The following is a 24,110-nucleotide window of genomic DNA, read 5'->3' as shown; positions in this document are numbered from 1 at the left end:
CTATTGGGCGTTTAATGCAGCTAAAGCTGCTTCTAAAGCTTCTTTAGACATGCCACTCAATAACTGTGCTTGACTTGAATGTTTCAGTTCTGTACAGTTCTTAATCCATTCACTGTAAACTGCTATTCTTGCATCACACCAAGAAACAAGGTCGGAAGCTGTTGCTCCCTCTTTATACCACATTCCATAAGTTCTATGCATTTCTGCACGTTTACGTTCTTCAGCACTCTTTACATTTGCATTTTCCAAATTTGACATAGTTTTAATTATTAAGTTAATAATACATTTATTACCAGCAAACCTTACTGGATATTCAGATTATAAGCTAGTAAATTAACTATTATCTGGAAATGCGTTGCAAATGTAGTATGAAATTTAATAACCTCAAAGGAATAATAAGGATTTCTTGTATGATAATTAATTCTTATATAATAATTGATTTATACGTAATATTGTATCTAGCCTATCAAGTATTATCTAAACAAGTTATTTGAATGGCTAGGTAATAATATTACTATTCCCTACTAGTAGGGTCAAGTACATAGGAATTTACTAGCGGAAGGTAGGGTAGGATATATAGGCATACAGAGACTTTATATCCTACGTTTCTTATCATATCCCAGATTATAGAACTTCTTAAACATCTCCCAAATGTAGCCAATAAATCCAATTATGATGAATGGCAGGAAAGGCAGAAGAAGGCTACTCCAACCATATCCCAAACACAGCCCTATAATTACGCCTATGACATATAAGGCTGTTATAATTCCGCAACCTATCATTACTCCTCTTCCTCCTGCCATTACGTATTTAATTGGAGCATTAGGAGTGAAGAAGTCTGGTTCTTTATTCTCTGATTGATTATTATTCATATTAGTTTATTTATAGTTACGAGATATTAGTTTAATTCTTATCTTTGTAGTAGAATTTCATAAAAGTTGCTAGTTATGGGTGTTCTATTGGTTACAGGTATTTTGAAGGAGATAACATGTTTACAAGCTGTTGCTGATGATGAAGCGTGTAAATATGGTTACGAGTCGTGGATAGCCTACTGTTATAAAACCAATATATTTACAAGATTCATTACTATATGCCCTTGCTGTAAGAAGTCATTTACTAATGACAACCCTGCTGTTGGTGGGCATGTACTTGCTGAATACGGACGACTAAATGCAGAAGGTAGACTTATTTATACCGAGTGTCTTACTCCTATCTGTAAGGAGTGTAATGACAGTTATAAGAATCATCAGGCTTTGAAAGTATTTAAAGTCCGTGGTTATCATTTATGTCGAGTACCTAATAAGCCACCTAAACGATAAACTTTAACATCAAAGAATATATCTTAATGATTAAATCTAATAGAACAAGAATACAGCTCGATTTCTTGTGAAGTTACTCATTATTAGCCAATTAAACTAATGAAGGTATGTTAATCAATCGTTAAATAATAGCTTGTCTAACATCTCCTTTAGTTGTTTGGGTAACTTCTTTCTAGGGTTACAGTTTACAGGATTGTCAACCTTTACTAGTTCATTCTTATCATTTAGTTCGTACCTAGTTACACGATACTGCTGTTTCTTGTTTCTCTTCATATTCATAATTTACCTCCATTCTTATATCCTAGTTTACCTAGTTCATTTAATAACTCTCATAAATTCTTCTTATTAATATCAGAAAGCCATTGGACCGTGAGGCATATTTCTAAGCTCCTCTAAGCTATTAACTCCAAACATTCTACATAGTTCCTCTAAAGTGGGTGGAGTTAAATCACAGGGCTCAATGAAAGATTTGTCTACTGCAATTCCTAATTCTTCCATAATATCCCACATCTCACTTGCTGTCATTGTTTCCATACATCCAATACTCTGCTGTTATCATATTCATAGTTATTCATCTGCCTGTTCATCTAGCATATCATCATCTAACTCCTCATATATAAAAGCCAATATTTCACCTGTTATAGCATCCTTAACACATTTGAATCCGGGTGCAATTTCTTCAACTATCTTCTCACATTTAATATTGCACCACTCGGGTATTATTTTATCCTTACTTCCCATTATCATTGTTATTAATAGTAGCCGCAGTAGGAACTCCAACTGCTGTACCAAATCCATACTTGTTAAATCTTCTCATAAATTCATTTAAGGTTTATAATTATAATCCCATATAGAATGCTAGCATAAGCTTTGCTGCCTGATTGTCCAACTTATCAATAAATGCTTTAGGGTCTTTCCAAAACTCCTCTCTTGATAATCCGTACTCATCTAGCACAGAATTAATCCCGTTTCTCCACTGTTCTGCTGTTATCATATTAATTCATTTAAGATTATTAGTTGCATATCTATGATATAGAGTTAGTCATTATTAAAGAAGTAAACAACTGGAGATATGTTAAGTATTGTTACTAGGTTGCTCATCTAGCATATCATCTAACTTCTCTGTTAAGTTACGTAGAGGAGGACCTGAATATATAATCATATCTATTTTATCCAATTCTACACATACTTCCTCTGCTGTAATCTCTCCTGCTTCAAATTTAGCATAAAGTTCATCAAATAGTTTACTATATTCACTACTACTCATTTCTATCATAACTCATTCCTCCTATTAATGTAGTTCCTATTAATGGATATACAAAATACTTACCTGTCAATGCGTTCCATACTCTCTTAGGATGTCTTGGAATATTAATAATTATTGCTATATTTGCAGTTATTAATTCTAATATCTAAGATTATGGAAGTAAGACCTAAATGGACAGAAGAAGAACTGGATATAATATTCAGTAAAGCCACTTTAGTACAGGACGGACTTCGCAAAGATGCCAGTGGTGAATATATACATCGTGATGCTTATGGTAAAGCTGAACATCCTTAAGGTTGGGAAGTAGACCATATTAAACCAATTTCTGAAGGTGGTACTAATAAGCTTAATAATTTACGTCCATTAAATATCCCTGCTAACAGAGGAAGGAATAACTAATTCCTTCCATGTCTCTCTAACATCTCTAAGTGACAATTATAGAACTTTAGAAATTCAGGTTCTTCCACTTGGTAATACCATTCTATCATCTTATCAACAACATGGCAGGCTTCTTCATTGTCTATATGCTCTTTACATTCTGGCTTAACAAGTCCATTACATTGTTCCTTTAATGGACAGTTATGGTCTTTACTTACCCAACACTGCTTCTTATCTGCATCCTTACTATAGTATTGATTTAATTGTTCATTAGTCATATTAATTCATTTAATTATTATTAGTTATACTATTTGCATGTAGAACTCCAATGTAAGCTTTGCATCCTTATCTTCCAAATTATTAATGAATGCTTCGGGGTCTTTCCAAAACTCCTCTCTTGATAGTCCATATCTATCAAGCACTTTATTGATTCCTTCCATCCAATATTCTGCTGTTATCATATTCATTCATTTTAGATATAGTTACCGGAGTGCCAATCATAGTTGACCACTTCGACAACCATTTGGCAGCTTCCTTCCAATCTACAATAGATTTAAAGAACTCTGTCATGTTATTATCCATTCCTGTATCTTTAATGTAATTCTTAGCTGCATACCTTAACATGTCCTCTGTAATCTCTTGGTCTGGAGATGATAGTCCGTAGTAGTCTTTAATCTGTGTACCTCTACCAGTTAACTCTGTGCCATTCCTTGCACTAAAGTAGCCAGACAAGTCCGTTAAACTAGTATCAAATCCTTTAGGAGCCTCTCCTGGTATATGAATGGCGTGGTCCATTTCATGGCTAACTGTCCTACGTATATTATTATCTCCAAAGTCACTAGCAACTCTAGATAACCCACTCCTTCCTACATAGATGTTTCCCGTACTAGAAGTGGCAAATATCATGTTGTCATTTAACAACCCTCTTGACTTCATATATGATTCACCAGTAGGTAACTTATTAGTACTAGCATTAATGAAATCATCAGATACTTTGCCTATAGTTTCCAAAGGTGCTTTATCATAATAATGTATCTTAGGGTACATTGAGTTGCTCTTATAAGCCCAATTATAATTACCAGCATTAAAATACCTTTGACCGTTTACTGTTTCTGGTAATCTGTCAAATCCTCCATTAGCCAACCTAGTTGCATGTAATTCTATAGGGTCAGCTGGTGAATTAGGAGTAACATAGTCAGGCAGTTTAAAATTGTTATCTTTAAACTCGTATGTTCCGTCTGGAATATTATTAGCCCTTATACGTCCTATTTCATTATTAATACTCTTAACTTTAGGATTACCCTTATTTACAGCTTCGTCAATAGCCTTACTAATTACTCTAGCTCTAGCCCATTTGTTACCACCAACAGCCATATCTTTTACTGGCTTTAACTTAGGTCCAAAGTTACGCATTCCAAATCCACCTGCCAAATTACCTATGTTAAAGAAATCTGCAACTACCGGATTCATTCCTGTAGTCTTAGAAAGCATATCAGCCCAGTCTTTATATTTGTCATTACTAGCTATATTAGTTATCTTATTAACTGCTTCATTACCTGCATATCCACCTGCTACTGATAATGGTCCAAATATTGCACCTGTTAATAATGTACTAACATAAGGTGCGGCTTCTCTCCTTCCTCTATCTACAGCTCCTGCCAGATTTATATTCCTAGGAGTAACTGTTACTTCTGGTAAAGTTACATTATTCATACCATTCTCATTATTAACTGGCAATACTATATTACCTCTCTTATCATAACCTCCCATATACTTAATAGGTTGTGCAGGTTCTTGATACTTAATAATCATACCATTCTCACCTTTAGGAATACCATTATATACCCCAGTAAGTACTTTAGCATAATTAGTAGCTTCTGCATATCTTCTCTTACCTTTATTAGAACCAGTAAGCTTAGCTACAAACTTATTAATATCATCATTCTCATCAAAGTCATATAGTCTCTTTAAGAATTGTATCTTATCTGCTGCATACTCATCCATAGAATTATAAGACCTAAACTTCTGCTTAATAGCTTCACCTTTAGCATTTTTATCATTACCAGTTACATAATCACCTTTCCATGAACTACCAGTAGTTAAATTGCCAAAGTTGTACTTACCTTGTGCAGATTTACCCCAACTAGATTCTAATGCGTCTTGTGCTAATAACATTCTAATTGCATTATCATTAGTAATACCTGCCTTCTTATAGGCATTAATAAGTTCTGTAGACCATTGCTTTCTGTTAGTATATGGACTCTTCCAAGTTGAGTTGGCAGTAACAGGTTTATCGGTAACAGGTTTACTAGCTACTGACTTATTAATTACTGGCTCTGCTGTAGGATTATTAGCTACATCAGTTTCTTCAGTATCTCTTACTGGTACTACTAAAGCTTCTGGTTTATCGTAAGTTGTATTATAATTATACTCACTAAATGGATTAATAGGATTAGTAATATCAGTGTAATCTATTGTAGGATTACTTACTGGATTATAACTTACGAACTTCATTCCTTGTTGAGCTTTCTTGATTCGCTTCTTATAGGTTGGGCGACTTGATTTGATGAACTTCTTGCGCATGTCTCGTTTGCCATTTATAAATATTCAACCTTTCCGGCATAGGGGTATTATATATAGATATATGACTAAGAAAGGTTGAATATTATATTAACAGCATGAGTATGATTCAATAAGGAAATAGTAATCCAACTATCTTCTTAAATACATCACCTGCCATTAGTTCACCACTTGCAGGTAATCCAGCCTTATTAATAGATACAATGATACTATACTTGGGATTATCAGTAGGAAAGTAACCACAGAACTCTACCGCATACATATCCTTAGTACTATCCTCATTAGTAGATAATGAACTAGTTCCCTGCATACCTGCAACTACTACCTTATCAGACTTGGCAGGTTGACATAATCCGTCAGTAATATTAAATACTAGAGCTTTCTTCAAACTATCAATACTAGCCCTACTTGCTATTTGGGGATTAATAACTACTACACTATCCTTATATAGTTGAGGCTGTATCATCTTCCCATTGTTAGCAATAGCATTATAGAAGGTTAGTATTTGGATTGGCGATATTTGTTGATTATATCCAATACTTGACCATGCAAAATCACTCTTAGCCCAATTGTTATCTTTAGGAGTTACAATGTGTGCAGGCTTTAGATTGGCTATTCCTGTGATACTATCTGGCTTACCATAGCTCATATTAGCTAATAAATTAAAGTATGCTTGGGGATTATTACCAAATGCTTTCTCCATTGTCTTATAAATGGCAATATTGGAACTAGCTGCCAATCCTTCTTGTACTGTAAGCTCACCATATCCACCTCTATGCCAATTATGGTCTTTAAGCTCTCTGCCATGAACTTGATAGATACCATTTCCAGTATCAACCTTATCACTCAACTTCACCTTACCAGTTTCTAAAGCTACCAATAGCGATATTGGGTGCATCAGACCAGTAGACTGCCATACAGAGAAGTTCTCACATGATTGGTAGTTCGTACTGTCTTTCTTAGTAAGTCCAACCAGAGCTTTTATTTGCCCTGATTGAACTTCCATTACTATAGCCTGCCCAGATAAAGCATCGAGTTCAGATAGTTTATTCTCCAGTAGAGAAGTTACATTTACTTGTAATATACTATCTATTGTGGAGATATTCTCTGTAACTTGTTGCCTAGATTGGCAGGAAACTAATAAGAACAATATTATTAACGCTATAAATTCGTTCTTCATTACCTTAGAGTAGTTTCTGTATTAGTTGTTCCATTCTTTACATACAGAGCAATTAGGGTCATGAATATTCTTTCCGTCTTTTAGTATAAATTGATGTTCATAGTACCCTTCTTTCTCTAGTTGTTTACACTTCTTACAGGTAGGATGATGCATTCCTTCTCCGCTTTGTGGTGTCCCATCTCTATTGTAAAACATTATATATTCATGTCCATCCGGTTTCGTAACTTTCTTACTACCTGCCAGTTTCTCATCATTTGGATAGAATACACCGTCCCTATAAGTACCACCCTTTCCTTTACAACTGAATAATGTAATTAGTGCAAATATTACACAGATGTACAATATGTTTACATTTGGTCTCTTCATTGTAAATTCCTCCTTAGCTGATTAATATATAGTTAACCCCTTTGGGATATTAAATAATAATTGTCAATAAATAACTGCGATATTTATGATTAGAATATAATTGTCACAGGCTTATTATTGATTTTAGTATTGCCGTAATATTTCTTCTTAGGATAGTCCTTTAACAGATAATTCTTTGTTTCCTTAGGAATATTGGGATTAGCTATGTCGTCTTCAATCTTACGCATAGGTACATATATACTCATCCATTTGTCTTTATTGAGTATAGCATAATCATCATACAGAGCTATGGCGGTAATTTTACCATTATCTTGTACTTTAATCTTAATAATTACACTGGTATTACTAAAACCTCTAGCTTCTCCATTTACATTTCTAATCTCATCTGCATATATGATACTTGAAATTAGAATCATCACATACAATAGAATTACTTTCTTCATATCATTAATAGATGCCCTTTTGTTCCTTAACAGGCTTTTAGTTATTAATTATAGTGTGAGGAACACAACATAGAGTTGCACACTTCTTTAATAAAGAACTGTTGAGTAGTAAAATAGACTGTCTGTTTCTTATATACCTGTATTTATGCCAACCTGTTCCCTATAGTTGGCTATTACATATAGAAAGGTGTGGGAACACTATTTGCTTTATCCTTGTAACGGGCTCTCGCATTGCCTTTGCTGTGGATAAAACAATAGCAACCCACACCAAGCGGCATATAGAAACTTTACAAACGTAAGGTAAGTATATATCCAAAGTGCGGGTGCTATTGCTATCATCTTCACAGCGTTTCAAATTTGCGAGATTTGTTACAAGAAGATAATTTCAATAACACCTTTCGTTAATATGTCCTTCCAACAACTTAACTCTCTAAGTTCTTGGAATTGGTACAAAGATAATGAAAGGTATTTTATTTTGCAATTAAATGTATCTGTTAAAATGAGAGTTGAAAGCTATTTCTACTCTGAATATCCATAAATTGAGACAGAACTATTCAGAGCATAAATAAGTAAACTCCGATTCATTCTGTCTCAAATCTCAATTATCAGAAGCTAAGACAGTCATAAGTATTTAATAATTCCTCTTGCCTTAATCCCAAGTATCTCTTAGTAATTGATACACTGGAATGATTGAATAGCTCCATTAGCTTGACAAGTGCAAGCTCTGAATTATCATTATTCATGTTGTAAACCTGTCTGCCAAAGGTCTTCCTAAGAGAATGGCAACTGAAATTGCCTATATGTAACCTGTACTTCTTCTTAATCTCCTTCAACATGACATTGATTCTCTGAACTGTGTACACTGTCCCCTTCTGACTTATCAATACAGGTGCATTTATGCCAACTGGATTTATATGCTCATAACAATCTCTGATATGTTGCTGTAGCTGCATATTAATCCTGATTGTCCTTTGCTTCCCTGTCTTAATTTCTATAATGGTAAATTCTTCTGCATCTAATATCTGATTCCACCTTAAAGCAAGAATATCAGATATTCTTAGACCTGTGAAGCAACCTAAAGCAATAAGAAGTGACATCTTATAATTACTATCCCTTGCCAACTTTCTTACTAAGTTCATTGCTTCGCTCCATTGCAGATAATCTGCTGTTGTACTTGAATATTTAAGTGACATAACGTTCTGTTTTATAGTGAAACTAATAAAAGTGAATATTAATTTTGAGTTGGAATATCTAACTTACTGATTACTAGCTAAACATTCACTAATAATAGAAGTGAATATTATACTACTGGCTAATAATAGAGAAAGAGTACCTATATATAGTATATAGATACCCTTATTAGTTCTTCATGTACTACTTCATTGTAATAATCTTGTATATAGTCCAAACAATCATCAAGAAGAATACAACAGGTGAAATTGCACACATAACAAGTAACAAGATAATCCAAGATATAACGACTAATAACGCTTGTAACATAATCTTTTGAGTATTAATAGGTAATGAATAATAAAGGGACACCCTTATTATATGGATGCCCCTTTTAAGTACTCTGTAATACCACTAACTAAGAAACCATTGATACTTGTCATCACCATGTAAAGCGGAACATATACCCGTTGCAAGTTCTGTAGCATTATAGGCTCTATCCAAGAATGAATCTATATAGCTGCTCTTATTTGCACCTGTGAGCAAGTTGTAGAACTTCCACATAGACAAATCATTTCCCAAGCTGCCAAAGTTCTCGTCATTGATATACGCTTTAGCCACATTGTTAACCTGTGTATCAGTAAGCAACATTTTAGGTATATCCTTTTGATAGCCTTGCGGTAGTGATTGATAAAGTCTCATTCTTCCAAGTAGTTGGCAAAACTGATGCTCCGTCATACTGGTATTGCCTAAAGACTGCATCAAATGTATGTGCTTGGCTGCATCGTATTTGTGGAACATTTCCAATACCGCTTGATATAAATCCCTTGTATTGGTAACTTCCAAGCAACTAAGATAACCGTCCGTAGATACACATAGATTTGTGCAAACCTTACAAGTAAAGCCAATAAACACTTTAAACCGCTCCGAGCCTTTCTTTGAATAAAGATTGGTGTGGTTATAAGCTCTCACACCACCAATAGTAAGTGTTAGCCTGTTACCGTGTACTGTCTCATAGATAGTAGGAACTTCAATAACAAAAGCGCACCTCTCGTAATAGATAGTCTTATCACTTTCTAATAACTGATTGGCTGGCTTATGTATTGCTTCGGGAATCCTACCTTTGATTACATGAGAAACACGAATATCTGGCGATTCAATTTGTTCACCGCTAAAGAATGTATTGGTTGCATCCTGTACCGCTTCAATGAAAGCCACATGAGATAATGTAGCTTCGTTGTCCTTTGCGAATACGGGTATAATACAATCATTCCTTAGATGTTCCAAACTGGCTTCAATCGTATTGGCTTCAATGAATAGAGGTCGTTTCTGCTTAATAATTGGCTCTTCAATTATTACCGCTTCTTCTGCATATTCACCAAAGTTTCTACTAGTTCTTTGTACTGGCATAATCTGTAATGTTGATTCCATAATCTGTAATTTATTAAGTTAATATTAGAAATTCCTCTGTCTGAAAGCTAAGCAAGCCACAATCAGTATTAATAATCCAATAAAGAACTGTGGCATTAAGACTATTGGCACAATTAGAATTATTCCAAACGTCAATAAAATCTTTAAATTCTCCATACGCATAATAATAGATTAGTAAATAGTGTATTTAAGGACAAAATGAGGGCTTAACATGAAGCACTATTCATTCACTTTCCTTTGTGCATCTTTATATGTAGACATATACAAATCGTTGATAAGTCCGCATATTTCAGAAGTTCAAAGCGTTTGTGGGCTGAATAGCAATTCATGTAATCCTTTCTTTTTCCTAATGATTGGTGAGGGGGTGTTAGTAGTTTCACAGAAGCTTAGCGCACGATATACATCTGATGCGCTCACTGACAAATTAAATATTTCACTCTATAGCTGCATAAAGTCTAAATAGAAACACTGCCTAAATCTAAAGGGCGGGGGTATGAATTTCAAGTACCTATATTCTTGGGTGGGGGATATACATAAAAAGCCCCAAACCTGATTAATGGTCTGGAGCTTTATTGCTTACAAACTAACTACAGAATAATCTCATAAGGTATATTTTCCTTAACAGGTCGCTTCCTACCTACTGTACCTGCTTGTATTGACTTCATAAAAGCGTGGATATTCTTGACATCTTTAAATCCATTCTCCTTATACTTCTTATAAATCATACATTCTCTGGATAATGGTTTGTTATTGCCTTCGTTGAAGTCTATCATGTGGTCGAACATGGCAATTAGTTTCTTTACCTGTTTATCTTTAGGCTGGTCTATTATTAAGCCTTTGACCTTTAGAATCAGACAGTCACCAATTTCATCCAATAAATCCAAATCCTTTAACTGCTCTATGTACCTACCAATAGTATTATGTCCCATGTGAATAAGCTCCTTCAATTTCCTTATGGATGATAATTTGATAACATAACTATGCGGCTCTGTTACACTGAATAGCTTTAATATGAATCCTCTTAGCTTCAAATCTAAAGTATTGTAAGTATCGTAGAACTCTCTGCCAATTCTTCTATAATTGCCTGGCTCTACTTGATTGAATCTGTATATAGTCCAATGCCTGTCCTTCCGTTTAGAATCTATATCACGTATAACAACCTCGCCTGTAGCCCTTAATTTGTCATTGAAGGATAATGTACTCTTACTCTTCTTGTAATTATCCAGTTCTTCCCCTACAAACCCTGCAAGCTGTTTTAATGTAGTATTAGTTTCCAAAGAATCTTTATCTGCTGTTAATAGCAAGGTATAAGCCCTGTACACATCTGAACAGTTTAGATTCTGAATCAGATTATTACTCATTACTGTGTACTCCTTGAATGGAAGTTTCGTGTCTTTCATAAGGCAAACGCTCAATATGGTTAATCAAAATAATCTGATTGGTCTTTAACAAGAATCTCATCTTAGTGGAACTTAGTCTGTTCACTTTCCTTAGTTCGCTTAGTTTCTCATATAAATTATTATTATAATGCCACATATATTATTGATTTATATATCCTACTTATCCCACCTACTGAAAGTTCGTCAGAACTTTACAGTATGGCTGTATGGAGTGTAGTATCTAGGAGTGTAGACAGGGGGTGAATAAGCACGCTCCAAAAGGGGATTAAGCACACCGCTAAAGGGGGGAATAAGCACACCTTTATAATCTGGTAATATCAATACTTCTGCACATAACTTTGCTGTATTAGTAAACACATTAGTAGATAGTGATACTAATTAGATGATTAGTTGCAAATACATACCCTGCCTAGTATGCTCACTTATTAACGGTAAAAGGGAGAACCATTTATACTGTCCTCCCTTCATTAGAAACTATTCATGTATCATTATTCATCTTGATGTAAACGGTGTAAACCTTGTTATCTCTCTGCTTGCGTCTCTTGGAATATCCATTGAGCTTAGCCCATATTCCAATCATCGTTCTATTATCTGCTATATGGTGGGCTAATGCAAGCTCACGTAACTGTTTGAATGTAAGTTCTGTTTCCTCACTCATTCTTAGTACCATGAATAATTATTAAATAGGTAATCTGGCAAGATAAGGTGGATTGAATCGGTAGGTATATTCAGATATGTTTCAAGTGGGTAATTTAGTCGTTTCAGTGATACCACCCTTATCTCATGTTGGTAGTGCAAAGATACTGCACTTCGGTGAGGTGCCAAAACGCTTCGTAAACTTTCTTAAAACTTTATGTTGAGAGCCTTATGAAGTGAAGATATGCTCTTTTCTGCTAGCTTGGAAACTGATTCGGAACTTGAAAACGAATCTTGCTCTGATTTACGGTGTGCAGGTGAACAGTGCACGTCTTGCCTTGAATTATTTTTCACTTCTGGGCGTATCAGTCGGCAGTTCAAAGCCCGATGTAAATTATTGTGTCTCTGATATGTCACAGTCTCAAATTCCAAGTGCCGGATAGGTCAGCCCACTCATTTGAAACGAATTAGATTTATGGTGGCAAGTCTGGAAGATAAACGGAGCGGTCATTTCAAGATTGACAAGCCGTAGGGAATGTTAGCGTTGCGTATTCACCTCTCCGCTCTCGTCCGCATGGATAAACACACGTGAGAGTGCTTGCAGCCATGAATCTCCGAAAAATGAGACAGAACCGTTCGGAGTGTAATAAGTCAAACTCTCAACAGTTCTGTCCCACTTGCGTTCACCTTATTGGATATTTACAGTATAACAACAGGCAAATTCTAGTTATAAAGACATTGATAGAATGTATATAGATTACTACAGTCTATTAGTATGCTGTATTACTATAAGATACTGTAGTATTATAAAGTATTATAACTACTATGAATATATACCTAGTTCCATACTATCATTCAAGACCATTATGATATATATCTACAATAACACATTAATTTATAGCATAAATTATATTAGACTTGATTGCTTATTTAAAATATATTTGTACATTTGTGGCGTTTCATTTAGAGATACCATAATGGCTTAATTGCGCTTTATGTTCGTTTACTTGTAAACAACTTATGGACTAATACCGTAAGGAACGGCAAGCCTTTGAGTAGATTTAAAGGTTAATTTATTTACCCTAATTAATTTATCATTATGGAGAATCAGAATGAAGCAACTTGTGTAGTGTTAAGTCGTGAAGAATTATTTGATTTGTATGGCTCTTGGTTTGGTAATACTGCAACACCGGCTGATATGGTTTGTTGGTGTGACAGGCAAATCGAGAAGTACGAGGAATGGATTAAGAACTGCAAGGAACTCAAATTAGAGAACCAGAAGAAGCTTCTTAAAGATATTCCAACAGACATACTACAAGCTATTTTAGATTCTTCTACTAATTAATACTACTAAGTAAACACTTTAGGGTATCCATTTGGATACCCTTTTTAGTTAATACTAATAGGTTATGCTGTACACAAAAGTCCTTGATGAATATAAGATAGATTATGAGGAATATCTCCGAGAAAGGGAAGTAGACTTCTTCGGAATGAAGGATAGATACCTAAAGTATATACAGACCAAAGGAATAGACCATTTCACTTTTAAACCTATAAAGATTACCACCAACACAGGTCATATATATATTATCAGATATAGCTTCAGTGCATACTGGAAGCATAAGTTTGTACCATTAATTGCAAGATGTTACCGCCAACCGGAAGGCATATATGTAGTGACCTGTCATAGTACTATTACTAAAACTGCTAAGAGCGCTGCATATATACCACATTTCTTTGATAGATATAGAGATAGGATTCTTAAACGTAAACATGGCAATAAACTAGATGTTATAATGAAATTCTTCGAGCATGAAGCACGTTTCAGTGTAGGAACAATAGCACAGAATGACAAATATCCCGATAACAGCATATTCGTTTTTGATAAATTCATTATACTAGGCAGTCCACTAGAGGATGTTAATATATTTGAAATGAGAACCTTAATCAGCTTAGATATGCTAAAGGAAATGCAGAAGGATATATGTAATGAACTTGTAGAATCCCGTATTAAAGGATTAGAAGAACATATTAAAGATGAGGATAGGAATAAAGATGAACTTCTTCGCACTTTATTAGAGCTACCCAATTATAAAGAAGTATAGCATACATAATCAGAATCAAACATAATCTTGCTATATTATCTCACATAATGTAAGACATATATGGGGAACTTAGATTTCGTTGCTATTGATTTGGAAACAGCTACTTCTCATAGAAACTCTATCTGTGAAATTGGTATTGTAAAGAACTCTATAGTAATTGAGAGTAAACTAATACTAGGTTGAAATTGTGAATATTGGAGTTGAGAGGGTGCTCTAGGGCGGAATTTACTTTTCTTCTTCAAAGGAGACGGCAGGAATTGAGATGAGAGGCTGACCGATTGTGAGGCTTTGTTGGGCTTACATCGGTGCGGAAACTGAATTTTACTGGATTGAATGGTTGTTCTGTCTGATTAAATAGTTGATATATAACAATATACAATAGTTAAATAGTTTTGAGAATAGTTCATCTAAGAAAAGTACCCCATTATGTGCCAGACTGATTTCTCCGGGTTGTGGAAAACTACCTCCGCCAACCATCGCCACCTGGGAAATTGTGTGGTGAGGGTCGCGGAATGGGCGTTGGGAAATCAATGATGAACCGCGTTTCAGTTGTCCGGCAACTGAATGTATCTTGGTGGTTTCCAGACTTTCACCCAGAGAAAGAGGAGGAAGAATGGAAGGAAGGCGTTTGGCCATCATCGATTTACCGCTACCCGGAGCACCTACCATTATTAAATTATGCCCTCCGGCTGCTGCAACTTCTAGTGCCCTTTTTACATTCTCTTGCCCTTTAACGTCTGCAAAATCCAAGTCACAGTTTGTCTGTTGTTGATAGAATTCTTCCCGTGTATTAACAACAGTCGGCTCTAATTCGCGTTCATTATTGAAGAATTCGATGACCTCCTTGATATTACTGACTCCGTATACTTTTAATTGATTGACAACGGCAGCTTCCCGTGCGTTTTGTTGGGGGATGATTAGTCCTTCGAAACCATCTTCGCGCGCTTTGATAGCAATGGGAAGCGCACCTTTGATAGGTTGTATACTTCCGTCCAGACTTAGTTCGCCCATTAACAAATAGCGGGAAAACTTCTCGGAAGAGATTGTTTCGTTAGCCCCTAACAATCCGATGGCAAGAGGCAAGTCATAAGCTGAACCCTCTTTTCGGATGTCGGCTGGTGCCATATTGACTACTATATTGCTAGTGGGCATTTTATAGCCATTTACCAGCAATGCGGAGATAATACGTTGATGGCTTTCTTTGACCGCAGAATCCGGAAGGCCGACGAGATAGAACATACAGCCGCGCGAGCTGTTGACTTCGATTGTTATGAGTGTTGCATCAATCCCTTGAACAGCCGCTCCGAATACTTTAATTAACACGTTTGATTATTGATTATTTTTTCTTCTTATTGTCTTGTTTTTCCTTTTCTTCAGCAGCAGTGACTACTTCCTCAATTTTCTTCTTCAATTGTTCTCCTTTGAGGTTTTTCGCGAGAATCTTACCGTCTGCCGACAGAAGAATGTTGCTGGGAACTTGCTTGATGGCGTATTGTTTGGCTACTTCGGAATTTAGTCCGCCAAAATCACAGACTTGCTCCCAATTGAGCGTATCACGTTTTATAGCATCCTGCCATTCTTGTTTATCCATATCAAGGGAGATACCGAGCATGGCTATATGTTTGTTCTTCTTATATTTCTGATAGATCTCTTTTAACTCGGTATTGCTTTGGTGATTGGAAATGCTATCTCCCCATGAAGCCCAAAAGTTGATTAACAAGTTCTTTTTCTTGAAATCTTCTGATGACCGGGTAATTTTCTCTCCTTTTATGTTAGGAAGGCTGAAAAACGGAGCATATTTGCCTATCTCTGTCTTTTCGGACAAGGAAATGGCTTCATTCAGTTGCTCGATGTATAGCTTGTCTTGCAGTATTCCTGTCATGACTTCAATTAATTTCTTTATCTTGTTGAAATCAGGAGAGTCTTTCTGCACAAAGTATTTATCCAACAGGTAAAGACTGACAAAAGAAGAATGATGTGCCGTGATGAATTCTTCTGCTTTTTGCTCTAAATCTTTCTCGGATGGGGTAGGCAGGCTATTTAGTTCTTTCTGAAAGTTTGTAAACTCTTCATTATATATATTACCATTGATATCCAGATATTCCGGGTGATTGATATCTCCTTTTATTTTGATCTGATTTCCTTTGTCAAGGAAGATTGGATATTCTGTCTGATTGTCAATAAGTAAAAAGGCAGAAGTAATGGTGTCTATTGAAGCTGTATAAGAGAATTTATCGTTCTTCGCGAAAATGGTATCTATCCGGTCGAATGATTCGTCCATTCCATACAGATAAAGCGTATCTGTGCCCAGGCCTTTGATTTCCCCGGTTATGCTAACCTTCTTTGAAGATTTACCACAACTGCATAGACAAATGATTATGAGGATTAAAATGCTACTCTTTTTCATTGCTTTGATTTCTTTTCTGCGAAAGTACGGTTTTTACAGATAAAAAAAAAGAATTGCCCGTCATTTATAATGACAGGCAATTCTTAATATTTAAAATAGAGTGGTAATTCTCTTATTTAATGATGTTCATGAAATCTGCATTTGTGAAGTATTTTGCAAATTCCAAGTCAGTAGCTGCTTTCTTAGCTAATGACGAATCTTTAGCAACTGCGCTCTTTAAGCTGCTTGTTACCATAGAAGAATTGTTAGTTCTAGCACCTAAAACTGCCATCAGGTAGTCAGTGTAAGCATCCGGTCTTGTTACGTTAGCCAATGTGTTTTTAGCTTTGTTGTAGTCCTTAGCAAGGATTTGAGCCAAAGCAGCACTGTTAGTCTTAGAGTCACCGAATGAGTTAACTGCTCTTTCATATTGACCTTGAGCGATGTACAGGTTACCCATAGATTCGCCAAGTTCTTTTGTTCCGGCAGCTTTACCGAAGTATGCTTCTGCAGCAGTTTTGTCACCCTTCATCAAAGAAACCAAACCTAAGTTCATGTTAACTTCAGGAGTAGCATTAACACTGGCAGCTTTCTTGAAGTAAGATTCAGCTTTGTCAATGTTACCAGCCTGGTAAGCTAATTTACCCAAGTTGTTGTAACCACGGTAATCGTTCGGGAATTGTTTGGTAGCTTGAGTATAGATAGCTTCTTGTTTAGCAGGATCGCTAGTCAGTGTAGCAGCATACAGCAATTCTTCTACATTCAGTTCAGAAGGATTAGAAGAAGCCAGTTTAGTGATTTCTTCGTCAGACTTACCGATGATTTCATAGTTCAAAGTCAAACGAGAACGACGCAACTGAGGAAGAATAGTGTTAGCCAATTCTTTGTATACAGCAGAGATGTTTTTGATTTCGCTTTCTCTTTGAGCAGGGTCTTGATACATTGCAATAACGCGGAGGATCAACTCTTTGTCTTGGATGTTAGATTTAGAAACCAGTTCTTGGAAACCTTCCCAGTCCTGTGCAGTATATTTAGCATCGATCGGAGCGTCGATTTTTGCTTTCTTCAGGTCTTTGCTCAACAGCTTGGTTGTGTTGTTTTCGCGGTTTTCAGCAAGAGTAGTATTCAAGCTTACACCACCATCAGGAGAAGCGTATGCAGAAACTTCGATGTTGCTGATCTTCTTGTTAGCAGCTTCGTTTACGTTAGCTACTTCTTTGTTGAATTCTTTAGCAGTCTTCAACTCGCTGGAACGAATGTTAGCTTGTTGGATCAAGAACATGATGTTAGCATCGTGTTTTTCTTTGATAATACGTTGGAAAGCGTCTTCGCCCAATGCAGGGTTGGCGTTACCTAATGTATTGTTTACTAATTCAGAAGTAGAGATTACACCATCAGCAATTTTCACAGCAGGAATAGTAACTACTTTCTTACCGATAGTAGCTTTGAATTCCAGGTACAATTCAGACTTAGCCATTTCCGGAACATAGTCAAAAGAAGTTTTCATAGTGTAGCTACCGCCCATCTTGTAAGAGATAGTCTGGTCGTTACCTTCCACTTTTTCACCTTGGAAAGTAGCTGGTTGGCCTTTAGCTTCGCCGCCATTCCATTTCAAAACCGGAGTAACTTCTACAACCGCTTTCTTGTTGAAATACTTTTCAGGAAATTTACCATTGATGGTCGCAGGAACTTTACCACCTACTGCCTCCAGCACTTGCGGAGTAACAGTGAAGTAATCAGCTGATAATTCACCCATTTTTTTGCTGCAAGAAGAGAATAATGCAACAACCATTGCCATGAGTAAAGGCAAGTACAACTTCTTAGTCATTTTAGGTATAAATTAAATGTTTGTAATTGAAATATCGTCTATTTGCCAACCTCCTTCTGCTCACACAGAAAAAGTAACGCAAAGATATTAATTCTTAATATAATTATATAGATAAGGGGGCGATTTTATCATAATTTAATGAAATAACTCCTCTTTTTCTTTCCGGTACTTGATATTTCGCGGGTGATGCTCAATAATCTCACTACGAAGCATGTTGCGGTCAATGTGTGTATAGATTTCCGTTGTCGCAATAGATTCATGTCCGAGCATGCATTGAATGGCTCGCAAATTGGCTCCACCTTCCAGTAAATGAGTGGCGAAGGAATGCCGGAAAGTGTGCGGACTGATGTTTTTGGTAATGCCTGCTTTTTCCGCTAATTCTTTTATCATGTGAAAGATCATAATCCGGGAAAGGCCTTTGCCTCTCCGTTGGCTGACGAAAACGAAATCCTCATGCCCTTTTTTTACTTCAATTTGGTTACGGTCTGGTATGTAAAGTTTTATTTCATTAATAGCCCGGGGGGAGATTGGTACGAGTCGTTGTTTGCTTCCTTTTCCTTCTACTTTGATAAAGCCTTCATCAAAATAGAGGTCGGATAGTTTAAGGGTGATAAGTTCTGATACCCGAAGTCCGCAGCTGTATAGTGTTTCTAAAATAGCTCTGTTTCGCTGTCCTTCAGCTTTGCTGCGGTCGACGGCGGAGATAATCCGGTCAATGTCCTCCACAGTCAGTACTTCAGGAAGTTTGAAACCTATTTTAGGGCCTTCTAATAGTTCACTGGGGTCTGCTTCCAGATAGTTTTCGAGGATGAGAAAACGGAAAAATGATTTGATTCCTGATAAGATGCGGGCTTGTGAACGGGGATGAATACCGATGTCATGTAATCCGGCCGCAAAACGTTGAAGATCGGACAGGCATACGTCCAATACGTTAATCCCTTCCAATGTCAGAAAGCTCATCAGTTTGTCCAGATCCGTCAGATAGGCATCCAGCGTATTAAGAGATAAGGACTTTTCCAGTTTGAGATACTGCTGATACTTCCTGATTATCAGCTCTTGTTGTTCCTTCTTATGCTTTTTTTCGTTGATTTCCATTTCTTTTTTCTACCTTTGCACATTCTTTCAGATACAAAGGTATAAAAAAACAGGATTGCGCGATGAAGATACAAATTATTAATGGCCCGAATATTAATCTGTTGGGTAAGCGTGAACCTTCCATTTACGGAAGCGTTACATTTGAAGATTACTTGGCTGATCTTCGCAAAAGATACGTTGACGTGGAGATCGACTATTTTCAATCGAACATCGAGGGAGAAATGATAGACTGCATACAGCAGGTGGGATTTGATGTGGATGGTATAATCTTGAATGCAGGTGCGTATACACATACTTCCATAGCTTTGCAGGATGCTATTCGTTCTGTGACATCTCCGGTGATTGAGGTGCATATTTCCAATGTGCATAGTCGCGAGTCTTTCCGGCACGTATCGATGATTGCTTGTGCTTGTAAAGGAGTGATTTGTGGCTTTGGGCTAAATTCGTACCGTTTGGCTTTGGAGGCTTTATTGGATAGATAATAAATAAGGTAATAATATATAATAGGTAGAAAGACTATGTTATTGAAACAGACTAAGATTGTGGCTTCCATCTCGGATAGACGTTGTGATGTGGATTTTATAAAACAGTTGTTTGAAGCTGGGATGAATGTAGTGCGTATGAATACAGCGCATGCTAGCCGTGAAGGTTTTGAAGCTTTGATTGCAAATGTACGTGCTGTGTCCAACCGTATTGCGATTTTGATGGATACAAAAGGTCCGGAAGTTCGTACGACGGCTAATGCAGAGCCGATTCCATATAAAATAGGAGAGAAAGTAAAGATTGTAGGTAATCCGGATTTGGAAACAACTCGTGAATGTATTGCTGTTTCATATCCGAACTTTGTGTCTGACCTGAATATCGGTGGTACGATTCTGATTGATGATGGCGATCTGGAACTGGAAGTTATTGATAAGACGGATGGTTATTTGCTGTGTGAAGTTAAGAACGATGCTACTTTGGGAAGCCGTAAAAGCGTAAATGTCCCGGGTGTTCGCATCAATCTTCCTTCATTAACGGAAAAAGACCGTAACAATATTCTTTATGCTATCGAAAAGGATATTGATTTTATCGCTCACTCTTTCGTGCGCAACCGTCAGGATGTACTTGACATACGTGAAATTCTGGATGCACATAATAGTGATATTAAGATTATTGCTAAGATTGAGAATCAGGAAGGGGTGGATAATATCGATGAAATTCTGGAAGTGGCAGATGGCGTAATGGTTGCCCGTGGTGACTTGGGTATCGAAGTGCCTCAAGAACGTATTCCGGGAATCCAGCGTGTATTGATTCGCAAGTGTATTCTGGCAAAGAAGCCGGTAATCGTTGCTACTCAAATGCTCCATACAATGATAAATAATCCTCGTCCGACTCGTGCGGAAGTGACTGATATTGCCAATGCAATCTACTATCGTACAGATGCTTTGATGTTGAGCGGAGAAACCGCTTATGGTAAGTATCCGGTAGAAGCGGTGAAAACAATGACTAAAGTTGCGGCTCAGGCAGAAAAAGATAAACTGGAAGAAAATGATATCCGTATTCCGTTAGATGAGAATAGTAATGATGTTACGGCGTTCCTTGCTAAACAAGCAGTAAAAGCTACTTCTAAGCTAAAAATACGTGCTATTATCACTGATAGTTATAGCGGACGCACTGCTCGTAACCTGGCTGCTTTCCGTGGAAAGTATCCAGTGCTGGCTATCTGCTATAAAGAAAAGACAATGCGTCATTTGGCTTTGTCTTATGGTGTGGAAGCTATCTATATGCCGGAATTGGCTAACGGACAGCAATATTACTTTGCGGCATTGCGCCGTCTGTTGAAAGAAGGCCGTTTGCAGCCTTCCGATATGGTAGGATATTTGAGTAGTGGTAAGGCAGGAACAAAGACCTCATTCCTCGAAATTAATGTAGTGGAAGATGCTTTGAAGCATGCAGAGGAGACTGTATTACCTAACAACAACCGTTATCTTTAATTTTTAAAGAGGTAAGTTTTATGCAGGAAACCGAATCGATAGACGAATATATTTTGCAGCATATTGATCCCGAGAGCGATTACTTGAAATCGCTCTATCGGGATACGCATGTAAAGCTCCTTCGTCCTCGTATGGCTTCCGGGCATTTGCAGGGACGGATGCTGAAGATGTTTGTAGAAATGATTCAGCCTCGTCAGATATTGGAAATCGGAACGTATAGCGGCTATTCTGCCCTTTGTTTGGCGGAAGGTCTGCCGGAAGGTGGACTGTTGCATACGTTTGAGATCAATGATGAACAAGAGGACTTTACCCGTCCATGGTTGGAGAAATCACCGTTTGCCGATAAAATTCGTTTTTATATAGGTGATGCTTTAGAACTTGTTCCGCGTTTAGGTGTTACTTTTGATATGGCTTTTATTGATGGCGATAAACGTAAGTATATTGAATACTACGAGATGACATTGGCGTATCTTTCCGAAGGCGGATATATCATTGCTGATAATACTTTGTGGGACGGACATGTGCTTGAACAGCCTCGTAATACGGACGCTCAAACAATTGGTATTAAAGCCTTTAATGATTTGGTAGCACAAGATGTGCGAGTGGAAAAAGTAATACTTCCTTTGCGTGACGGATTAACGATCATAAGGAAGAAAATAGTAAGTAGTAAATCGTAAAACAGTAAATAACTTATGGAAACAACCAGACAGAATAAGATATCTCGCCTGTTGCAGAAAGAGCTAAGTGAGATATTCCTGCTTCAAACAAAGTCCATGCCGGGTACATTGGTCTCTGTTAGCGCAGTTCGCATTAGTCCTGATATGAGTATTGCCCGTGTCTACCTCAGTGTTTTCCCTTCAGAGAAAGCAGAAGAGATGGTGAAGAATATCAATAACAATATGAAATCCATTCGTTATGAGCTTGGGACTCGTGTACGTCACCAGCTACGTATCATTCCTGAACTGAAATTCTTCGTGGATGATTCATTGGATTATATTGAGAAAATAGATTCATTGCTGAAGTGAAATAACTCATTGCAGAGGTGAACTTCCCTTTTTATATAGCCAGGCGTTATCTTTTTTCAAAGAAAAAGCATAATGCTATTAATATCATATCCGGCATTTCCGTATGTGGGGTGGCTCTTGCTACGCTTGCTTTGGTTTGCACTCTTTCTGTTTTTAATGGTTTTCAGGATATGGTGGCCAGCTTTTTTACGGCTTTTGATCCGCAGTTGAAAATTACGGTCCGTGAAGGAAAGGTTTTTGATGCACAAGATGAACGGATTCGTGCCGTTTGTGCGCTTCCTGAAGTGGAGGTGTTTACAGAGACGCTCGAAGAGAATGCAATGGTGCAATACAAGGACCGTCAGGCTATGGTTGTACTAAAAGGGGTGGAAGATAATTTTGAAGAGTTGACGGCCATAGACAGCATACTTTATGGCGCGGGAGAATTCGTTCTTCATGATTCGATCGTGAATTATGGCGTCATGGGAGTGGAATTGGTTGCGACCTTGGGAACTGGTTTGGAGTTTGTCGATCCTCTTCAGGTATATCTTCCCAAGCGAAATGTCAAAGTGAACATGGCAAATCCCGGCGCTTCTTTTAACCGTGATTATCTGTATTCTCCAGGTGTCGTATTTGTGGTGAATCAGCAAGAATATGATGGAAAATATATTCTGACTTCTCTCGATTTTCTTCGTCAGCTTCTGGATTATACAACAGAAGTCTCTGCGATGGAATTGAAATTGAAACCTAATGTAAATACTTCATCGGTACAATCTAAAATAGAAAACATACTAGGTGATGATTTTGTTGTTCAGAATCGTTATCAGCAACAGGCAGATGTTTTCCGTATTATGGAGATAGAGAAACTAATCTCTTATTTGTTCCTCACTTTTATTTTAATGATAGCCTGTTTTAATGTGATAGGCTCTCTTTCTATGTTGATCTTGGATAAGAAGGATGATGTAGTAACTTTGCGGAGTCTTGGAGCTAGTGATAAACTCATCTCCCGAATATTCCTCTTTGAAGGACGTCTCATTTCTCTTTTTGGCGCTATCTCCGGTATTGCCCTGGGCTTAATCCTATGTTTTATCCAACAGAAATTTGGTATAATTTCATTGGGAGGCGGTGGTGGTACTTTTGTTGTAGACGCCTATCCTGTCAGCGTTCATGCTTGGGATGTGGTACTTATTTTTATCACCGTTTTGGCAGTCGGATTCCTTTCTGTGTGGTATCCTGTACGTTATTTAAGTAAGAGGCTTTTATAAATCAATATTTGGGTCTTTCAAAAGTCCCGATGCTTTCTGATTGCTAAAAGCATCACTTTAAGTGACCATACAGGAAATGTTGAGAACATACCCTTCACTCTTCACCTTTTCTTCGAAATCCTTTATTCATCAGCGATAGCGGGTGAAGGGGCACTCCTTCACCTCGTATTTAATTAGAAAAATGAATTGTACCGGATGCAAATGCATGAATGATGATTGAGTCATTCTTTTATGTAATTTAGTAATAGCTTACATGTAGTCTATTACTGGATAAGTTGCTT

General features: G+C 37.0%; 29 protein-coding genes and 2 pseudogenes. 11 read left to right on the top strand and 20 right to left on the bottom strand.

The genetic code is table 11. The features are described from left to right. The gene (locus N5O98_RS03520) at positions 1 to 258 is read right to left on the bottom strand and encodes a hypothetical protein (RefSeq protein ID WP_004296555.1); all 258 of its coding nucleotides are present in this window, start codon (positions 256 to 258) and stop codon (positions 1 to 3) included. A gap of 335 nt (positions 259 to 593) precedes the next feature. Further along, complete coding sequence (locus N5O98_RS03515; RefSeq protein WP_117809445.1) at positions 594 to 872, bottom strand: hypothetical protein; 279 nt, start codon at positions 870 to 872, stop codon at positions 594 to 596. Positions 873 to 974: 102 nt separating this feature from the next. On the opposite strand from N5O98_RS03515, the gene N5O98_RS03510 reads away from it, so the two are divergent. Then, positions 975 to 1,319 carry a hypothetical protein gene (locus N5O98_RS03510; protein ID WP_224262825.1) on the top strand — a complete coding sequence of 115 codons (345 nt, stop codon included), beginning with the start codon at positions 975 to 977 and terminating at the stop codon, positions 1,317 to 1,319. A 351-nt stretch (positions 1,320 to 1,670) separates the two neighbouring features. Here the strand turns inward: N5O98_RS03510 and N5O98_RS03505 are convergent, their stop codons facing one another. From N5O98_RS03505 to N5O98_RS03490, 4 genes are all read right to left on the bottom strand, one after another. Continuing rightward, positions 1,671 to 1,853 carry a hypothetical protein gene (locus tag N5O98_RS03505; protein WP_004296552.1) on the bottom strand — a complete coding sequence of 61 codons (183 nt, stop codon included), beginning with the start codon at positions 1,851 to 1,853 and terminating at the stop codon, positions 1,671 to 1,673. Positions 1,854 to 1,886: 33 nt separating this feature from the next. Further along, complete coding sequence (locus N5O98_RS03500) at positions 1,887 to 2,060, bottom strand: hypothetical protein (RefSeq protein ID WP_269495502.1); 174 nt, start codon at positions 2,058 to 2,060, stop codon at positions 1,887 to 1,889. Positions 2,061 to 2,157: 97 nt separating this feature from the next. Then, positions 2,158 to 2,313 carry a hypothetical protein gene (locus tag N5O98_RS03495; RefSeq protein WP_005679035.1) on the bottom strand — a complete coding sequence of 52 codons (156 nt, stop codon included), beginning with the start codon at positions 2,311 to 2,313 and terminating at the stop codon, positions 2,158 to 2,160. Positions 2,314 to 2,394: 81 nt separating this feature from the next. Beyond that, a complete protein-coding gene (locus tag N5O98_RS03490; protein ID WP_195469966.1) occupies positions 2,395 to 2,595 on the bottom strand; it encodes a hypothetical protein in 201 nt (66 codons plus the stop codon). A gap of 144 nt (positions 2,596 to 2,739) precedes the next feature. On the opposite strand from N5O98_RS03490, the gene N5O98_RS03485 reads away from it, so the two are divergent. Then, on the top strand, positions 2,740 to 2,880 hold the full coding sequence (locus tag N5O98_RS03485) for a hypothetical protein (protein WP_269495499.1): 141 nt from the start codon (positions 2,740 to 2,742) through the stop codon (positions 2,878 to 2,880). A 9-nt stretch (positions 2,881 to 2,889) separates the two neighbouring features. Further along, positions 2,890 to 2,985: pseudogene (locus tag N5O98_RS27555) on the top strand (HNH endonuclease); the annotation flags it as partial. Here N5O98_RS27555 and N5O98_RS03480 read toward each other — a convergent pair. The 10 genes from N5O98_RS03480 to N5O98_RS03435 all read right to left on the bottom strand — a co-directional run bounded on the left by N5O98_RS03480 (position 2,982) and on the right by N5O98_RS03435 (position 12,192). Beyond that, entirely contained in the window at positions 2,982 to 3,242 is a 261-nt protein-coding gene (locus N5O98_RS03480) for a hypothetical protein (RefSeq protein WP_117809441.1), read from the bottom strand. The pseudogene N5O98_RS27555 and the gene N5O98_RS03480 overlap by 4 nt on opposite strands. Positions 3,243 to 3,266: 24 nt before the next feature. Next, on the bottom strand, positions 3,267 to 3,425 hold the full coding sequence (locus N5O98_RS03475) for a hypothetical protein (RefSeq protein WP_165861952.1): 159 nt from the start codon (positions 3,423 to 3,425) through the stop codon (positions 3,267 to 3,269). Continuing rightward, on the bottom strand, positions 3,388 to 5,547 hold the full coding sequence (locus tag N5O98_RS03470; protein ID WP_269495496.1) for a glucosaminidase domain-containing protein: 2,160 nt from the start codon (positions 5,545 to 5,547) through the stop codon (positions 3,388 to 3,390). The genes N5O98_RS03475 and N5O98_RS03470 overlap by 38 nt, the downstream gene beginning before the upstream one ends. A gap of 106 nt (positions 5,548 to 5,653) precedes the next feature. Then, positions 5,654 to 6,724, bottom strand: coding sequence for a penicillin-binding transpeptidase domain-containing protein (locus tag N5O98_RS03465; protein ID WP_182426433.1), 1,071 nt, complete (start codon positions 6,722 to 6,724; stop codon positions 5,654 to 5,656). A 21-nt stretch (positions 6,725 to 6,745) separates the two neighbouring features. Continuing rightward, positions 6,746 to 7,090, bottom strand: coding sequence for a hypothetical protein (locus tag N5O98_RS03460; protein ID WP_070782710.1), 345 nt, complete (start codon positions 7,088 to 7,090; stop codon positions 6,746 to 6,748). Between the two features lie 89 nt (positions 7,091 to 7,179). Beyond that, complete coding sequence (locus N5O98_RS03455) at positions 7,180 to 7,533, bottom strand: hypothetical protein (protein ID WP_005679027.1); 354 nt, start codon at positions 7,531 to 7,533, stop codon at positions 7,180 to 7,182. A gap of 605 nt (positions 7,534 to 8,138) precedes the next feature. Next, a complete protein-coding gene (locus tag N5O98_RS03450; protein ID WP_128859770.1) occupies positions 8,139 to 8,726 on the bottom strand; it encodes a tyrosine-type recombinase/integrase in 588 nt (195 codons plus the stop codon). Positions 8,727 to 9,117: 391 nt separating this feature from the next. Next, a complete protein-coding gene (locus N5O98_RS03445; protein ID WP_122296015.1) occupies positions 9,118 to 10,134 on the bottom strand; it encodes a DUF3871 family protein in 1,017 nt (338 codons plus the stop codon). Between the two features lie 587 nt (positions 10,135 to 10,721). Beyond that, positions 10,722 to 11,534 (bottom strand): hypothetical protein, encoded by an 813-nt coding sequence (locus N5O98_RS03440; RefSeq protein ID WP_117809435.1) that lies wholly within the window; start codon positions 11,532 to 11,534, stop codon positions 10,722 to 10,724. A gap of 478 nt (positions 11,535 to 12,012) precedes the next feature. Beyond that, a complete protein-coding gene (locus tag N5O98_RS03435; protein ID WP_225483792.1) occupies positions 12,013 to 12,192 on the bottom strand; it encodes a hypothetical protein in 180 nt (59 codons plus the stop codon). Positions 12,193 to 12,451: 259 nt separating this feature from the next. Here N5O98_RS03435 and N5O98_RS03430 point away from each other — a divergent pair, with 259 nt between their 5' ends. From N5O98_RS03430 to N5O98_RS03420, 3 genes are all read left to right on the top strand, one after another. Continuing rightward, positions 12,452 to 12,613 carry a hypothetical protein gene (locus N5O98_RS03430; RefSeq protein WP_154653420.1) on the top strand — a complete coding sequence of 54 codons (162 nt, stop codon included), beginning with the start codon at positions 12,452 to 12,454 and terminating at the stop codon, positions 12,611 to 12,613. A gap of 656 nt (positions 12,614 to 13,269) precedes the next feature. Further along, positions 13,270 to 13,515, top strand: coding sequence for a hypothetical protein (locus N5O98_RS03425; RefSeq protein WP_004296531.1), 246 nt, complete (start codon positions 13,270 to 13,272; stop codon positions 13,513 to 13,515). Positions 13,516 to 13,579: 64 nt separating this feature from the next. Next, positions 13,580 to 14,275 (top strand): hypothetical protein, encoded by a 696-nt coding sequence (locus N5O98_RS03420; RefSeq protein WP_070612757.1) that lies wholly within the window; start codon positions 13,580 to 13,582, stop codon positions 14,273 to 14,275. 399 nt (positions 14,276 to 14,674) lie between these two features. Here the strand turns inward: N5O98_RS03420 and N5O98_RS03415 are convergent. The 4 genes and pseudogenes from N5O98_RS03415 to xerD form a co-directional block, all read right to left on the bottom strand. After that, positions 14,675 to 15,598, bottom strand: a pseudogene (locus N5O98_RS03415) (YifB family Mg chelatase-like AAA ATPase); the annotation flags it as partial. A 13-nt stretch (positions 15,599 to 15,611) separates the two neighbouring features. Next, positions 15,612 to 16,682, bottom strand: coding sequence for a TlpA disulfide reductase family protein (locus tag N5O98_RS03410; RefSeq protein WP_004311167.1), 1,071 nt, complete (start codon positions 16,680 to 16,682; stop codon positions 15,612 to 15,614). 112 nt (positions 16,683 to 16,794) lie between these two features. Then, on the bottom strand, positions 16,795 to 18,489 hold the full coding sequence (locus tag N5O98_RS03405) for a tetratricopeptide repeat protein (protein ID WP_008642433.1): 1,695 nt from the start codon (positions 18,487 to 18,489) through the stop codon (positions 16,795 to 16,797). 135 nt (positions 18,490 to 18,624) lie between these two features. Then, positions 18,625 to 19,584, bottom strand: coding sequence for a site-specific tyrosine recombinase XerD (xerD, locus tag N5O98_RS03400; protein WP_022199412.1), 960 nt, complete (start codon positions 19,582 to 19,584; stop codon positions 18,625 to 18,627). 62 nt (positions 19,585 to 19,646) lie between these two features. On the opposite strand from xerD, the gene aroQ reads away from it, so the two are divergent. Genes aroQ through N5O98_RS03375 form a run of 5 tightly spaced genes read left to right on the top strand, consistent with a single transcriptional unit; the run spans position 19,647 to position 23,829 of the window. Then, positions 19,647 to 20,066: a type II 3-dehydroquinate dehydratase gene (gene aroQ, locus N5O98_RS03395; protein ID WP_004311171.1), complete on the top strand. Its 420-nt coding sequence runs from the start codon at positions 19,647 to 19,649 to the stop codon at positions 20,064 to 20,066. Between the two features lie 36 nt (positions 20,067 to 20,102). Then, positions 20,103 to 21,560, top strand: a complete 1,458-nt coding sequence (gene pyk / locus N5O98_RS03390; protein ID WP_004311172.1) for a pyruvate kinase — start codon at positions 20,103 to 20,105, stop codon at positions 21,558 to 21,560. A 20-nt stretch (positions 21,561 to 21,580) separates the two neighbouring features. After that, positions 21,581 to 22,237 (top strand): O-methyltransferase, encoded by a 657-nt coding sequence (locus N5O98_RS03385; protein WP_004311173.1) that lies wholly within the window; start codon positions 21,581 to 21,583, stop codon positions 22,235 to 22,237. Positions 22,238 to 22,252: 15 nt separating this feature from the next. Then, complete coding sequence (rbfA, locus tag N5O98_RS03380) at positions 22,253 to 22,585, top strand: 30S ribosome-binding factor RbfA (RefSeq protein WP_004296522.1); 333 nt, start codon at positions 22,253 to 22,255, stop codon at positions 22,583 to 22,585. A 17-nt stretch (positions 22,586 to 22,602) separates the two neighbouring features. Further along, complete coding sequence (locus tag N5O98_RS03375) at positions 22,603 to 23,829, top strand: FtsX-like permease family protein (protein WP_004311174.1); 1,227 nt, start codon at positions 22,603 to 22,605, stop codon at positions 23,827 to 23,829. Positions 23,830 to 24,110: the final 281 nt, after the last annotated feature.

The organism is Bacteroides sp. LFL-34, assembly GCF_027257075.1.
GTDB lineage: Bacteria > Bacteroidota > Bacteroidia > Bacteroidales > Bacteroidaceae > Bacteroides > Bacteroides ovatus.
The sequence above is the reverse complement of the archived record's forward strand: the minus strand, read 5'-3'. Positions and strand labels throughout refer to the sequence as shown.